The following is a 14,026-nucleotide window of genomic DNA, read 5'->3' as shown; positions in this document are numbered from 1 at the left end:
TGCAACAGGCCGCACACCCAGCGTGAGAACGGGCGCAGTGCGGCGGAGCGGGATCAGTCGGTGTCGAGGCCGTCGATCAGGCGGTTGAGGAGCCGGGTGAAGGTGGCTTCGGGCGTGAGGGGGCGTCCGGGGGCGGCGAGGGCTTCGGCGAGTTCCGGGTGGTGGCCGTCCGCGGCGACGGTGGCGAGGTAGCGGGCTTCGACTGCGACTCGGTCGGGGGACTGCGCGGCTGCGGTCCGCGCGATCTCATGGGCGACGTGTCCGGCCACGCATGCGGTGAGTTGGGCGAAGACCTCCAGCTTCGCCGCACCGTCCAGTCCGGTGGGCCGCAGGGCGAGATGACGAGGGCGACCTGGCGTGGCCTCCCGGCCAAACAGAACGATGTCGGGTGGGAGCCGGGGCTGCTGGTGCCGGCCGCCGACGGCAGCCCGCTGATCACGGACCACGACTTCCCGCGCGCCGAGGGCGACTTCCCACCCTCTTGGTGCGCTCACCGTACGGCAGGGGCCTGCCGTGGTCTCCCATGTACGGCGTGCTCTTCGCCGAACAGGGTTTTCACGTGGTGCTGCAGAGCTGTCGCGGCACCGGCGGCTCCGGCGGTGCAAGCGCCCTGTGGCGCAACGAGGCCGCTGACGGCCAGTCCACGGTGTCCTGGCTGCGCGAGCGGAGCTGGTTCAACGGAACACCGGGGACCCTCGGCCCGGACGACCCCGGACCGGCCTCGCAGATGCTGGTCACCGACGGTCCCCCTGGCCCGCACCGTCGCCGACCTGCGACTGGCATACGAGGCGCTGGCCGGGACCGGCCCGCGGGACCCGCGGGCCGTACCGGTATCCCTGTACGGCGAGCCGCTGGCGGGGCCGGTCAAGGTCGCGGTTGTCGCCGATCCCGGAGGTCACGGCATCCACCCCGCGGTCCGCGGGGCCGTCACGGCGGCAGCGGACGCTTTGCGCGACGCCGGGTACGACGTGCGGGAGATGGCGGGCGTTCCGCGGATGGCCGAGGCACTCGAGACATACGGCCGGATCACCGTGACCGAATTCGCGCCGACCTGGCCAGTGGTGCGGAAACTGCTTGGCGAAGGCGGAGACCGCTACATCCAGATGGCCATGAAGAAGACTCCTCCTGCGAATGCCGCAGAGTTCACGAAGCTGATGGGGAACTGGCTCAGTATCCGCCGCTCCTGGGCGGAGTTCCTAAGGGTTGTCCCGTAACCCCGAGGAGTTGCGCCACGGCCCTTTGGCCACGAGGGTCAACACTGTGACCACCGGGGTTCGTCTCGGTGGCCCTCTCCGCATCGATGAACGCGTAGCGCACGGCTACTTCGTCGACTCCCTCGCGAAGAAGGCCGCGGCTTTTTTCAGGACCTCGATCGTCTGCTGCTGTTCCCGGTTCTCTCGCCGCAGACGACGCAGCTCTTCCTTCTCGCGCCTGGTCAGCGCGCCCGCCAGCCCCTGGCCCCGGTCGGCCTTGTCCTGGTTCACCCAGTTCCGCAGGCCCTCCGGGCTCACCCCGATCTGGCGGGCGACCTCGGTCACCGTCTTCCCCGACGAGTGGACCAGCGCGACCGCGTCCCGCTTGAACTCGGCCGTGTACCGCTTGCTCGTGTTGCTCTTCTTACTCACTACCTGGACTGCTTCCTCCGGGACCCATCCGTCCCAGTTTCAGGCTGTCCAAATCAACGGGGGAACTTCAGCTTTCGGGGCATGCCTTCGTCAGTACGACGGTCGCGGAGAGGGCGCGCAGATCATCGAAGGCTCGGGAGAGATGCACGTTCAAGCTCTGTGAGGGATCGTCGATCCAGGCTTGGGCCGCGTGGTGAAAGGCCGCCCAACCGGTCTGAGCAGCGAGGCCGGCCAGCCGGTCGGCGACACCGCGCTGCCGCAGCGCCTCCGCTACGGCGTCAGTGAGCGACGCCGCCTTGGCCAAGTCGCGTTCGCGGAGCGCTGGTGTCACTGCGATGATCGCCAATCGTGGTTCGGAGAACGGGCGGTTGTCCTCAAGGATCCGTCCAGCTTTCCGGAAGGCGCAGAGCAGTACCTCGAGCGGTTGCAGACCATCGGGCGCTTCGGCTACTTCTTGCATCAGCGCGGCGCGCAGATCGGCTTCGCCGTCGAAGAGCACCTCGCGCTTGTCCGGGAAGTGCCGGAAGAACGTGCGCTCGTTGACGCCGGCCCGGGCAGCGATCTCAGCCGTGGTGGTCTGGTCGAACCCGCGCTCCCGGTACAGCTCCAGTGCCGCCTGCTGAAGACGGCGGCGCGCTTCTACTCCGCTCCGTGGCACCCCCCGAGGCTACCGCATGTGTCAGCGACCGACGCTACGTTGCGCCAGTAACTGGCGCTACCGTAATGTCAGTGACTGGCGCTACTTGGCGCCAGTCACTGACATTACGTGGGAGAACGATCCGTGCATGTATTTGTCACTGGTGGGTCCGGCCTGACCGGCCCCGCCGTCGTCGCCGAGCTCACCGCAGCCGGCCACACCGTCACCGCTCTGGCGCGCTCGGATGCCGCCGCCGCCCGGCTGGAGTCGCTGGGTGCCGCACCACACCGCGGCTCCCTGGACGACCTCGACAGCCTGCGCCTCGGCGCTGAAGCCGCCGACGGCGTCCTGCATATGGCCTACGGCGGCGACTTCTCCGACCTCGACGACATGATGCGGCGCGACCGGACCGCGATCGAGGCGCTCGGCCAACCGTTGGAACACTCGGGCAAGCCGTTGGTCATCACCTCGGGCACGCTGGTCATGCCCGCCGGCCGGGAGACCACTGAGAAGGACGAGCCCGACACGGCTGGGATCGCCGCATTCCGCATCGCGGGCGAGCGAGCGTGCCTGGGCTTCACCGCCCGGGGAGTGCGCACGAGCGTGGTCCGGCTCGCTCCGACCGTCCACGGCCCCGGAGACTACGGCTTTATCGGCATGCTCATCGCCACCGCACGAAGGACCGGAATCTCGGCCTACGTCGGCGACGGCGGCAACCGGTGGCCTGCGGTACATCGGCTCGACGCGGCCATCCTGTTCCGCCTGGCATTGGAGAAGGCTCCTGCCGGCAGCGTGCTGCATGGAGTAGCCGAGAGCGGCGTAACCCTGAAGAGGATCGCGGAGACGATCGCTCAGGGCCTCGGTCTGCCTGCGGTCTCGCTGACCCCGGACGAGGCTGCCGCGCACTTCCCGAGCCCGTTCATGGCCACTGTCTACGGCTTCGATGCGCCCGTCTCCAGCTCTTACACTCAGGAGTTGCTCGGCTGGTCGCCCACCCACCCGACACTGCTTGAAGACCTGGAGCACGGCGATTACTTCGCCACGCCGACCTCCTGACCACCTCTCATCAGCGCCGATAAGACGCTGATCCTTCCCGGCGGAGGTCAATCTCGAAAGGACCAGAACTGGCGACCAGTGTGGTCAGCGAGCGGGCCGCCCGTAGCCGGCACGCTGCCGAGGCAGGGTGGGCATGCCCAGGTCCATCCTGCCCATCGCGGCGGTGCGGCGGCCCTGGGTGCGCTTGCTGCGCAGGAACTTCAGGGTCAGGTCGAGTCCTTCGACCTCACCGTGCCAGCCTTCATCGATCGCGCGTTGGCGGCGGGCCTGCAGGTCGGTCTCCAGCTCGTCGAGGCGGGGCAGCATCTCGGGGTTGATCGACAGCATCGGGCATCGGATGCAGGCTTCTCTGAACTTGTAAGTTGCGGCCCCTCGATCCCCTCCATGGCCTCGATAGAGTCGGGGTGATGACTGGGAACCGAGGCCGTTGGCCGAAGATCGATGAAGAATGCGGCGTCAAGGACGTGACCCGGCGTCCATCCTGATCCTGGAAGTGGCTGGGCGAGCGGGGTGTGAACGCCATGATCAGGATGGACGCCGGGTCACGTCCGCTGGAGTGGTGTATCGACGGCCACTCGGTGATCTCGTGTCGAGGCTATGCGGTGAGTTCGGTGGGCAGGGCAGTGTCGTCGGTTTCTGACTCGATCGGGTGGAGGCGGGCCTTGGCGAGGAGGTCGAGGCCCGTGTAGCGGCGGGCCTCGGTCCATTCGTCGTTCTGCTCGGCGAGGACAGCGCCGACAAGGCGGACGACGGCGGTTCGGTCGGGGAAGATGCCGGCCACGTCGGTGCGGCGGCGGATCTCCTTGTTCAGACGTTCCTGCGGATTGTTCGACCAGATCTGCCTCCAGAGTTCACGCGGGAAGCCGGTGAAGGCGAGCAGGTCGTGCTGGGCTGCGTCCAAGTGGGTCGCTGCCTTGGGGAACTTGGCTTCCAGAGCGTCCAGGACGTGGGCCATCTGGGCCGTCACCGCGTCGGTGTCGGGCTGTTCGAACACGGTCCGCAGCAGAGTCGCCACCCAGGGCTGGGCTGACTTCGGGACCTGGCTCAGGAGATTCCTCGCGTAGTGGGTGCGGCAGCGCTGCCAGGACGCGCCGGGCAGCGTGGCGCCGACCGCGTCGACGAGGCCGGCGTGGGCGTCGGAGACGACGAGCTGGATCCCGGACAGGCCCCGGGCGACGAGCGAGCGCAGGAAGGCGAGCCAGCCGGCGCCGTCCTCGGCGGTCGCGACGTCCAGGCCGAGGATCTCGCGGTGCCCGTCGGCGTTGACCCCCACCGCGACCAGGGAGTGGACGTTGATGATCCTGCCGCCCTCGCGGACCTTCTGCGTGAGCGCGTCGACCCGGGCGAAGGTGTAGGGACCGGCGTCGAGCGGCCGGTTGCGGAAGGCGGTGACCTGCTCGTCGAGGTGCTTGGCCATCGCACTGGCCTGGGACTTCGACAGCTGGGTGACGCCGAGGGACTCCGCGAGCTTCTCGACCCGGCGGGTGGAGACACCGAGGAGGTAGGCGGTGGCGACCACCGAGATCAGGGCCTGCTCTGCCCGGCGACGCCGTTCCAGCAGCCAGTGCGGGAAGTAGCTCCCGGTCCGGAGCTTGGGGACGGCGAGTTCGACCGTGCCGGCCCTGGTGTCCCACTCGCGTGGGCGGTAGCCGTTGCGGTGGTTGACACGTTCGTCGCTGACCTGCCCGTATTCGGCATTGCAGAGGGCATCGGCCTCCGCGGACATGAGCGCGTCGGCGAACGTCTTCACCATCGCGCGCAGCAGATCGGGACTCGCCGCGGCGAGGTTGTTCTCGGCGAGGGCATGCAGGGGCACACTGTCGGGTGCGGTCATCGTGCTGATCTCCTTCGAGCTTCGACATCTCGAAGATCAGCCGGTGGCCGTTCTCGTATCCGGGCACTCACTCCGACGCCCGGGCAAACGCCCGGACCAGGTGGGAACCCGTACACCACTTCCCAGGACGCAACCGTAGGTTCTTGCGGACTTGCGTGGGCGGGTCCCCGGCGGAGGCAAAAGGGAGTGACCGTGGCTGGCGCACGGCTCGGAGAGTCTGTGGCACATCCGGCTCCCCTGGACCACGGACGCGGACGAACTCATAAGGGAGTACGCCGAGCAGCACCCGGTGGAGGAGGTGCCCTTCCTGTACTTCGAGCACTACCCCGGCACCACCTTCGCGGACAGCCCGCCCACGAAGGAACTCCTGGACACGGCGGTGTCCGACCGGCCTTGTCTGTGCCAGGACTTCAGCGACCACGAGCACTGGGTCAACAGCCGGATGCTCGAACTCATGGGCGTCACCAAGGACACCCCCGACCCCGTGCCGGGGCTGGAGATGTTCGTCCGGGACGAGGACGGCGAACCGACGGGGCTGCTGCGGGAGAGCGTGCACCGGCACTTCGTCGACGTGATGTGGGAGGAGATCGGCTGGGCCCCGCCGGCCGACCTCGGCCCCGAACGCGTCAGCACGTTCTTCCGCTTCATGACCGAGAACGGCGTCATCGGGCTGCTGGAGGCGCTGGTCCCGGACGAGCGCATCCTCGACACGGTGGCCGAACTCGACCGGCGCGGCGAGCTGAACATGTACTACGAGGGTGCGGTCCGCTTCCGCGGCGCCGAGGACCTGTCCGAGGCCATCGACCGGCTGAAGGACTACCGGGCCCGCTACGCCGGTCCGCACATCGGGCTGAACACGCTGAAGCTGTTCCTCGACGGCACGAACGAGAGCGGCAACAGCGCGCTGCTCACGCCCAGGTGCGACCACGCGGACACCGCGGATCTGGGCGAGATCGCCATGGAGACCGACGAGCTGACCGACTGCCTGCTCGTCTGCAACCGGGAAGAGGTGGACGTCCACATCCACCTGGTCGGCGACCGGGCCTTCCGGATCGCCTGCGACGCGGTGGAGGCGGCCCGCGCCCGGTGCGAGGCGACGGGCGACGAGTGGCGGACCCAGGTGACGCTGGCCCACTGCGAACTGGCCGACCCAGCGGACATGGAGCGCCCGGCGAAGCTGGGCATCATGATCAACTGGACCTCCCACTCGTCCGGCGGCTACTTCGGGGAAGGGGCGCGCAAGCACCTCGGCGACGAGCGGTGGAACCGCATGTACCGCTTCGACGAGATGGCCGCCTCCGGAGCGACGGTCACCTTCGCCAGCGATGTCGTCACCGGGTACGAACTGCGGCGTGCCGCGCCCCTGTTCGGAATGCAGATCGCGCACACCCGGGTCGACCCCGACTACCCGCTCGACCCGGAGTCCTGCCGGGACGGCGTGCGCCCGCCGACCTCCGCGCGACTGCCGCGCGATCTGCTGCTCAAGGGCTACACGATCAACGGGGCCCGGCAGTTGCGGATGGCCGCGACGACCGGATCCCTCACGGTCGGGAAGGCCGCGAACCTGAACGCATTCGGCTCTGATCTGTTCGACGTCGACGCCGATCGCATCGGTGACATCACGGTCGACGCGGTCGTCTTCGAGGGGAAAGTCGTGGCGGGTTCCCTCTGACGGCGTCGGGCCCCGGGGGCCGGCCTTCTTTCTGTCCGTCGGCGCTCAGCGCCCCGACGGACAGATGGGACTCGGCTCGGCCCTCAGGTGCCAGGAGCCCGTCGCTCGGTCGTGGCGGGAGTGCGTGGCGACGACACCACCACGGCGCCCCATACGTCGACCGCTCATCGCGCCGACCTGCTGAGTCGCTTGACGGGGCCGCCTCAGGCCACCTCCGGTGTGGTGTCCTCGAAGCCCAGCTCGCGCAGGGCGGTGCGCAGCCGGTCCGCCGCCTCGTCGAGGTCCTTGTCGTCCGCCGGGCCGGCCTTCGAGAAGTCGAGGTCCTCCATGCCCCACGCGGGCGCCACGTGGATGTGCAGGTGCGGTACCTCGAAGCCGGCGACGACCAGTGCCGCCCGTGGCGCGTCCCAGGCCCGCTGCACGCCCCGGCCGACGGACTGCGCCACCCGTACGCAGTGCCCGAGCAGGTCGCCGTCCACCTCCGTCCACTGGTCGACCTCCTGGCGCGGTACGACGAGGGTGTGTCCGGGGGCGAGCGGGGCGATGGAGAGGAAGGCCGTCACCTGTGGGTCCTGCCAGACGAACCGGCCGGGCAGTTCACCGGCCATGATGCGGGAGAAGACGCTGCTCATGCCAAGACCTTACGGGCTGGTGGGGTGGGCGGGGGGCGAAAGGAGTCAGGTCAGGGAAGGCAGGGCAGCTCCGGGCAGACCAGTGTCGTGGCGGCCCAGGCGAGGCCGGCGCCGAACGCGGTGAGCAGCAGCCGGTCGCCCGGCTTGACGCGGCCCTCGGCGATCTCCTGCGCGAGCAGGATCGGCACCGAGGCCGCCGAGGTGTTGCCGACGTGCTGGATGTTGCTCGCCATCCGGTCGGCCGGGATGTCGAGCAGGTCGCCCAGCGCTGCGAGGATGTGGGTGTTGGCCTGGTGGATCACGAACCGGTCCACGTCGGCCAGTTCCCAGCCCGCCGCCGCGAGCGCCTCGCGCGAGGCGGCGGTCATCCGCTTGACCGCGTTGTTGAAGACCGGGAGCCCGGACATGGTGATGTACCGCTGGGTGCCGGAGCCGGGCCCGCCGGGCTCCGGGTGGCGCGATCCGCCGCCCGGGGCCTGGATCAGGTCGCCGAGACCGCCGTCGCTGCCGAGTACCACCGGGCCGATCTCGCCCTGCTCGGCGCCGGGGACGCCGGCCCGGACCACCGCCGCGCCCGCGCCGTCGGCGAACAGGGCCGAGGTCGACGGGTCCTGGGGATCGAGGTGGCTGGTGATGGTCTCCGCCCCGATGACCAGGACGCGCCCCGCGGTGCCCGCGGCGATCAGTCCGCGGGCGGTGGCCAGCCCGTAGAGGAACCCGCTGCAGGCCACCGACAGGTCGAACGCCCCCACCGCGCCGAGACCCAGCCGGGCCGCGACGCCGGGTGCGACGGCGGGGAGCTTCTTGTCCGGTGACGAGGTGCAGACGATGACCGTGTCCACCTCGGTGACGCCCGCCGAGTCCAGCGCCCGCCGGGCGGCCTCGACGGCGAGGTCCGAGGTCGCCGTGCCGGGTGTGACGACATGCCGCTGGTCGATCCCGGTACGGCTGCTGAGCCAGTCGGCCGGGACGCCGAGGCGTTCGCCGAGCACCTCGTTGGTCAGCACGGTCGGCGGCAGCCAGTAGCCGATGCCCGCGAGCACCGCGGCGGGCGGACCGTCAGCGGACCGCGCGGGAGGCGTGTGCGCCATCGCCCGTCACCTCCACACTCGGCGAGCGATAGTGCCAGTAGTGGTCGGCGGCGGGCAGCCAGGCACGCCGCAGCGGGTCGTGCACCACCCGGACCACCAGGCTGACGGGGACGAACAACAGGAAGTACAGGGGAAGGAGGAGCAGATTCCGCATCGTGACGACCTCTTCGGTGCAGGGCTTCGGTCCGGTGTTCAGTCCAGGGGGATCTCGTCGCGCCAGTCACCCGTCTCCCGCCATTCCGGCTGCCCCTCCTTGGTCAGGAAGTAGCCGCCGAGCGCGAGTACGTCGATGTCCGTGCGCATGAAGCAGGCGTAGGCGTCCTGCGGTGAGCGCACGATGGGTTCACCGCGCACGTTGAAGGAGGTGTTGACCAGCACCGGGCATCCGGTCAGGTCACGGAAGGCGCTGAGCAGGCGGTGGAACTGCGGGTTGGCCTTGCCGTCGACGGTCTGCACCCGGGCGGAGGAGTCGACGTGGGTGACGGCGGGGATGGTGGACCGCCGCACGCGCAGCAGGTCGAGACCGGTCAGGCCGGTGGTGTCGGGGCCGCTGAGCCGCTGTGCCTTCGCGACCTCGGCGACCATGAGCATGTAGGGGCTGTCCTGGCCGAGATCGAAGTAGTCGCCGGCCGCGTCGGCGAGCACCGCGGGGGCGAACGGCCGGAACGACTCCCGGAACTTGATCTTCAGGTTCATCGCGGTCTGCATCTCGGGATCGCGGGGATCGCCCAGGATCGAGCGGGCCCCCAGCGCGCGGGGACCGAACTCCATCCGTCCCTGGAACCAGCCGATGATCTTCTTGTCGGCGAGCGACTTGGCGACCCGTTCGGCGATCCCGTCCGGACCGAGGTACTCGTACGGGATCGCCTCACGGTCGAGATAGGCGCCGATCTCCTCGTCCCCGAACGCGGGCCCGAGCAGCGAACCGGACATCGCGTCCTGGCCGTCGGCGTACCTGGGCCGGGACGCGCCGCGGTCCAGCGCGACGGCCATGGCGGCGCCCAGCGCCCCGCCGGCGTCGCCCGCGGCCGGCTGGACCCATACCTCGTCGAGGTCCACCTCGCGGGAGATCCTCCCGTTGGCGACGCAGTTCAGCGCCACCCCGCCGGCCATGCACAGCCTGCTCTCGCCGGTGAGCCGCAGGCTCGTGCGGGCCAGCCGGACCAGGATCTCCTCGACGACCTTCTGCACCGACGCCGCGAGGTCGAACTCCCGCTCGGTCAGCGGGCTTTCGGGGGTCCGGCGGGGTCCGCCGAAGAGCTGCTCGAAGGCCCGGCCGGTCATCACCTGCCCGCGCAGGTACTCGAAGTACCGCATGTCGAGCCGGAACGACCCGTCCGGCTTGACGTCGACCAGCTTCTCCCTGATGAGGTCGGCGTAGCGCGGTGTGCCGTACGGCGCCAGCCCCATCACCTTGTACTCGCCGGAGTCCACCTTGAACCCGCAGAAATAGGTGAACGCGGAGTAGAGCAGACCGAGGGAGTGCGGGAAGCGGATCTCGGCGACCTGCCGCAGCGCGCTGCCCCGGCCGTGCCAGATGGTGGTGGTGGCCCAGTCGCCGACGCCGTCGACGCACAGCACGGCCGCCGACTCGTAGGGGCTCGGCAGGAAGGCCGACATGGCGTGCGACTCGTGGTGCTGTCGGCACTCGACCTTCGGCACCGGACCCCGGCCCACCTTGCGCAGTTCTTCGCGCACCCGGGTGGCGGCCCGCGACTTCGCGGACAGCCACTGCGGCAGGGTGTCCCGGAACACCTGGTACCCGCTCGGGGCGGCACCGACGTAGGTGGCCAGGACCCGCCGGAACTTCACGGCCGGGTCCTCGTAGTAGGCGACCGCGTCGAGATCGCCGAGGGTGGCGCCCGCCTCGCGCAGGCAGTACCGCACCGCCTGCTCGGGGAAGGCCGGATCGTGCCTGCGGCGGCTGAACCGCTCCTCCTGCGCGGCGGCGAGGGGCGCCCCGTCGGCGACGAGGGCCGCCGCGCTGTCGTGGTAGTAGGCCGATATCCCGAGGACCAACCCGGTCATGACTGTGCTGCCCTTTCCTCGCGGTGGACGGGCGCGTGGACGGCGGGGCGCCGGCCCCGGTCCGACCGGCGGGCCCGGCGGGCCGCCTGCCTCGCCCAGAACGAACTCGGCGGATTGAGCGACCGGTAACCGGCCCGGATCCGCTCCCACACCGCCGTCTGCGCTTCGACGCCCTGGGCCAGCACGATCGCGCTCATGTAGGCGTCGATGGCGTCGGCGGCCCAGGCCGAATGCCCGGTGGCCACGTTGTCGATGGTGTTGTGCAGGTCGACGAAGCGGGTGCTGAAGCCGTGGTGCCGCAGGTCGATACTGGCCCGGCGGTAGCTGCCGCCCACCCCGGACAGCTCCATGGCCAGGTTCAGCCCGAAGATCTCCGGCATGAAGGTCTGCGGGAGGCGTCCGATGCTGAGCCAGTACACCGGCAGTTCCAGCGAACTGGCCCTGAAGCCCGGCCAGTTCGCGAACTCGGGGGAGTCGGTGGGGGGCAGGTGCACGTCCATCTGGGCGAGGAGCTTGCGGTAGACCACCGGGTGGCTCAGGTCGTGCACACCGTTGCCCAGTTCGTCGTAGTACGTCTCGAACAGGAAGGAGCCGTGCTCGGCAGCGGCGTGCTCGTAGTCGGTGAAGCCCTGGAGCCACGCGCCGTCGATCAGGGTCAGCGGAGCGAGCTGCACCGTGGAGTCGATGAGTTCCTCGCGGGAGGCCGGCTCGTTGTCGCCGTCCGCGAAGGCCTGGTCGTGCCGGTCGTGCTGGTCCAGCAGCCAGGGCCGCAGCCCCTGAGGGGTCCAGGGCGTCGGCAGCTGATCGGGGCTCTTGTCGAGTCCGTGCCGGGCCCGGGCCAGCCAGGCACTCGCGTAGTCGTACGCGTACCGCCGCAGCTCGGGGGTGTCCTGGCGCCGCTGCAACAGGTGGTAGGCCGACCGGACGTCGGTGGGCGTGGGGTTCGTGCCCGTCGGGCCCGGCGCGGGCCCGGACCGCAGGAGCGCCGGCAGGGGATGGGAGACGGGGCGTCCGGCACCGGGCGGCGGCGCGACGGCGGACGTACCTGCCGGCAGTGAGTCGATCCAGCGCCGGATCACCGAGAGGTCCTCCGGCGAGAACACCCGGAACATCGGGCCCCGCTCCATCACCAGTCCGTTGACCAGGGGGCTCGCCCCGGAGCGTCCCGGGCGCACCAGCTTGCTCGCCGCGAGGGCGTCCAGCAGCGGCGCCGGGTCGTGGCGGGCCTCGCGCAGCAACTCGTTGAGGGGACGGCCGTCGAGTTCGTAGCGGTGGTGGTAGACCGCGCCCTCCCGGGCCCGCCGGCTGATCAGCTCGGCCATGGTGAAGGCGGGATCGCGCGCCGCGCACAGGTCCGCGTACACGTCCTCGTGCCAGCGCTCCAGCCCCGCCCAGGCCCAGCGGAAACCCGTGGCGACCCGCTCCCCGGTCTTCTCCTCCTGCGCCAGCAGGGACGCCCAGACCGGGTCCCAGCCCGGCGCGGGCGGCTCCGACCTCAGGCGCTCGGCCCAGCGGCCCGCGCCGTCGGCACCCCCGGCCGCGACGACCAGGGCGGGCAGCAGCCCGGCCACCCGCAGACACGCGTCGGCGCCGAGGATCTCCGGCCGGAACTCCTCCGGGTGCCGGCTCATCGCCAGCAGGACGGCGGGCAGGTAGAACTCGCGGTCCGCGATCCGCTGGTCGAGGGTGAGCCGGGAGGTCGGCACCGCGTATCCGGCCAGCTCCGCCTCCTGGAGCAACGCCACATAGGCACTGCCCCGGGACGCGTTCGGCTGTCCGACGCCGACATCGGAGGCGTAGAGCGCGAGGACACTCAACGCGTCGCTGTCCTCGGCGGTACCGGGGCCGCTCAGCCACTGCAGCCAGGCCCCGGCCACGACGGCCAGCGGCGCGCAGGCCAGCGCCGCCCGTTCGGCCAGCACCGCGGCCGTGCCGGGCACGGCGTCCGGCGCGTCGCACTCGCCGAGCAGGGCGAGACAGCGGTCCCGCTCCCGGGCCGACCAGGCGGCGACGCCGTCGCGGAGTTCGGTGAGGCCCGCTCCTTCGGTTTCCGGGGCCGGCAGGCCGCGCACTTCGGCGCGGAGCCGCTCCGTGAAGCCGGCACCGGGGAAGACGGCCTCCGGGTCGAGCGCCAGGGCGTACAGGGTCCGGCTCGCGTTGTCGGCGGCCGGCGGGGTCGGGGGCGTTGGGCGCGGTGCCGCGTCCGGCTGGGGGACGGGGACGGACATGATGCCTCTCCTTGCATGCGTCCGGCTCCGGGCGCCGGCCGCATCCGGCCGGCGCCCCGAGGCGCGGTCAGAACATGGGGTAGATCGACGTGTCTTTCTTCCGCTTCTTCTTGCGCCACCACATCAAGCTGGCCATGAACTTCTTGAACGCCATGGTCGTGAGGCCCTTTCAGCGCAGTGAGAGCATTCCGGCGAGCAGTTCGGCGATGACGTCGTGGCCGTGGTCGGTGAAGTGGCCGCGGTCGACGAACAGCCAGTCCTCGCTCGTCGTCACCTTGGCCAGTTCCGGGGACAGGTCGATGAAGCGCACGTCCTGTTTGTCGCACTCGGCGCGCAGCGCCTCCGCGTAGCTCCGGCCGGTGGCGGCCTTGGTGCCGTCGCCGAACAGCTCCTCCAGCGACACCCCGAGCGCGGCGAGCTTGTCCAGCTCCTTGAAGATCAGGGCCTCCTGCTCGGAAGGCTCGTCCCGGACCCAGGTCGCCACCGGCGAGAGCACATAGGTGATCCGGGTGCCGGTCCCCGCGGTCAGCTGCCGCCACCCCTGGAGGTGCCGCGCCGCCAGCTCGGCCGAGCGGGCGATCAGCTCCGGCATCGGCGGCAGCGGTTCCCGCTCCGCGCGCTCGGGGCCGTCCTGCGCCCTGTCGCGCGACCAGAGCCGCCGGCCGGCCTTGCGGTGGCGGGCGCGCAGTTCGTCCATGAGGTCGTAGTACTCGTTGCAGTAGAAGAACGCGCCGTGGTCGCCCTGCTGCCAGGCGGGCAGCCGGCTCAGCAGCAGGTTGTTCAGGCCGGAGAAGAGGACGATCTCCTCGATCTCGGGGACCAGGTGCCGGAAGAGCAGCATCTGGACCACTTCCTGGGTCGAGTTGAAGCTGCGCCCGCCGAAGTTCAGCCACGGCGTCGACGGCGCGTAGCGCGACCACAGGTACGACGGGATGGTCGCGGCGTCACTGGTGGCGCCGACGCCGAACGCGGCCGAACTGCCGGCGAACAGCCGCACCGGCCCCTTGGCGATGTCACTGTCCGGCGAGGCCCGCAGACCGTCGGGACCATGGGAGAAGCGGAAGCCGTACCGGTCGGTGTTCAGGACGTCCGAGGTGTAGTTGGTCTTGTTGGCGAACATCAGGTAGGGCAGATAGTGGGTCGACCCGCGGTCGTCGAAGTCGTCGTACTGCATCATCTGCGGAGTCAGCACTTCCCGGTGCAGCTTCAGGCCCATGTCCGTT

The 14,026-nt window shown here is 70.3% G+C and carries 12 protein-coding genes and 2 pseudogenes; 3 read left to right on the top strand and 11 right to left on the bottom strand.

Annotation, left to right across the window (positions count from 1 at the left end):
- Nucleotides 1–53: 53 nt before the first annotated feature.
- Nucleotides 54–335: pseudogene (locus ACFV9M_RS26320) on the bottom strand (TetR/AcrR family transcriptional regulator); the annotation flags it as partial.
- A 53-nt stretch (nt 336–388) separates the two neighbouring features.
- On the opposite strand from ACFV9M_RS26320, the pseudogene ACFV9M_RS26315 reads away from it, so the two are divergent.
- Nucleotides 389–1,211 (top strand): annotated as a pseudogene (locus tag ACFV9M_RS26315) (CocE/NonD family hydrolase); the annotation flags it as partial.
- Between the two features lie 108 nt (nt 1,212–1,319).
- Here the strand turns inward: ACFV9M_RS26315 and ACFV9M_RS26310 are convergent.
- Together ACFV9M_RS26310 and ACFV9M_RS26305 are read right to left on the bottom strand one after the other, a co-directional pair.
- Nucleotides 1,320–1,625, bottom strand: a complete 306-nt coding sequence (locus ACFV9M_RS26310; RefSeq protein ID WP_385071122.1) for a transposase — start codon at nt 1,623–1,625, stop codon at nt 1,320–1,322.
- A 67-nt stretch (nt 1,626–1,692) separates the two neighbouring features.
- Entirely contained in the window at nt 1,693–2,283 is a 591-nt protein-coding gene (locus tag ACFV9M_RS26305; RefSeq protein ID WP_385071119.1) for a TetR family transcriptional regulator, read from the bottom strand.
- A gap of 123 nt (nt 2,284–2,406) precedes the next feature.
- On the opposite strand from ACFV9M_RS26305, the gene ACFV9M_RS26300 reads away from it, so the two are divergent.
- Nucleotides 2,407–3,318 (top strand): SDR family oxidoreductase, encoded by a 912-nt coding sequence (locus tag ACFV9M_RS26300; protein WP_385071117.1) that lies wholly within the window; start codon nt 2,407–2,409, stop codon nt 3,316–3,318.
- An 84-nt stretch (nt 3,319–3,402) separates the two neighbouring features.
- Here ACFV9M_RS26300 and ACFV9M_RS26295 read toward each other — a convergent pair whose 3' ends face one another.
- Together ACFV9M_RS26295 and ACFV9M_RS26290 are read right to left on the bottom strand one after the other, a co-directional pair.
- Nucleotides 3,403–3,645 carry a recombinase gene (locus tag ACFV9M_RS26295; RefSeq protein ID WP_385071115.1) on the bottom strand — a complete coding sequence of 81 codons (243 nt, stop codon included), beginning with the start codon at nt 3,643–3,645 and terminating at the stop codon, nt 3,403–3,405.
- 268 nt (nt 3,646–3,913) lie between these two features.
- The gene (locus ACFV9M_RS26290) at nt 3,914–5,152 is read right to left on the bottom strand and encodes an IS256 family transposase (protein WP_385071112.1); all 1,239 of its coding nucleotides are present in this window, start codon (nt 5,150–5,152) and stop codon (nt 3,914–3,916) included.
- Nucleotides 5,153–5,348: 196 nt separating this feature from the next.
- On the opposite strand from ACFV9M_RS26290, the gene ACFV9M_RS26285 reads away from it, so the two are divergent.
- The gene (locus ACFV9M_RS26285) at nt 5,349–6,824 is read left to right on the top strand and encodes an amidohydrolase (protein ID WP_385071205.1); all 1,476 of its coding nucleotides are present in this window, start codon (nt 5,349–5,351) and stop codon (nt 6,822–6,824) included.
- Between the two features lie 203 nt (nt 6,825–7,027).
- Here the strand turns inward: ACFV9M_RS26285 and ACFV9M_RS26280 are convergent, their stop codons facing one another.
- From ACFV9M_RS26280 to ACFV9M_RS26255, 6 genes are all read right to left on the bottom strand, one after another.
- Nucleotides 7,028–7,456, bottom strand: coding sequence for an HIT family protein (locus ACFV9M_RS26280; protein ID WP_385071109.1), 429 nt, complete (start codon nt 7,454–7,456; stop codon nt 7,028–7,030).
- 50 nt (nt 7,457–7,506) lie between these two features.
- Nucleotides 7,507–8,547, bottom strand: a complete 1,041-nt coding sequence (locus ACFV9M_RS26275; RefSeq protein ID WP_385071107.1) for a ketoacyl-ACP synthase III — start codon at nt 8,545–8,547, stop codon at nt 7,507–7,509.
- Nucleotides 8,516–8,701 carry a hypothetical protein gene (locus ACFV9M_RS26270; RefSeq protein WP_385071104.1) on the bottom strand — a complete coding sequence of 62 codons (186 nt, stop codon included), beginning with the start codon at nt 8,699–8,701 and terminating at the stop codon, nt 8,516–8,518. The genes ACFV9M_RS26275 and ACFV9M_RS26270 overlap by 32 nt, the downstream gene beginning before the upstream one ends.
- Before the next feature lie 38 nt (nt 8,702–8,739).
- On the bottom strand, nt 8,740–10,575 hold the full coding sequence (locus ACFV9M_RS26265; RefSeq protein WP_385071101.1) for a carbamoyltransferase: 1,836 nt from the start codon (nt 10,573–10,575) through the stop codon (nt 8,740–8,742).
- Nucleotides 10,572–12,803: an iron-containing redox enzyme family protein gene (locus tag ACFV9M_RS26260; protein WP_385071098.1), complete on the bottom strand. Its 2,232-nt coding sequence runs from the start codon at nt 12,801–12,803 to the stop codon at nt 10,572–10,574. Before ACFV9M_RS26260 ends, ACFV9M_RS26265 begins: the two co-directional genes overlap by 4 nt.
- Before the next feature lie 169 nt (nt 12,804–12,972).
- Nucleotides 12,973–14,019, bottom strand: coding sequence for an Inducer of phenazine A (locus ACFV9M_RS26255; RefSeq protein ID WP_385071095.1), 1,047 nt, complete (start codon nt 14,017–14,019; stop codon nt 12,973–12,975).
- Between the last annotated feature and the right edge of the window lie 7 nt (nt 14,020–14,026).

Source organism: Streptomyces sp. NPDC059895 (genome assembly GCF_042731035.1).
GTDB lineage: Bacteria > Actinomycetota > Actinomycetes > Streptomycetales > Streptomycetaceae > Streptomyces.
The sequence above is the reverse complement of the archived record's forward strand: the minus strand, read 5'-3'. Positions and strand labels throughout refer to the sequence as shown.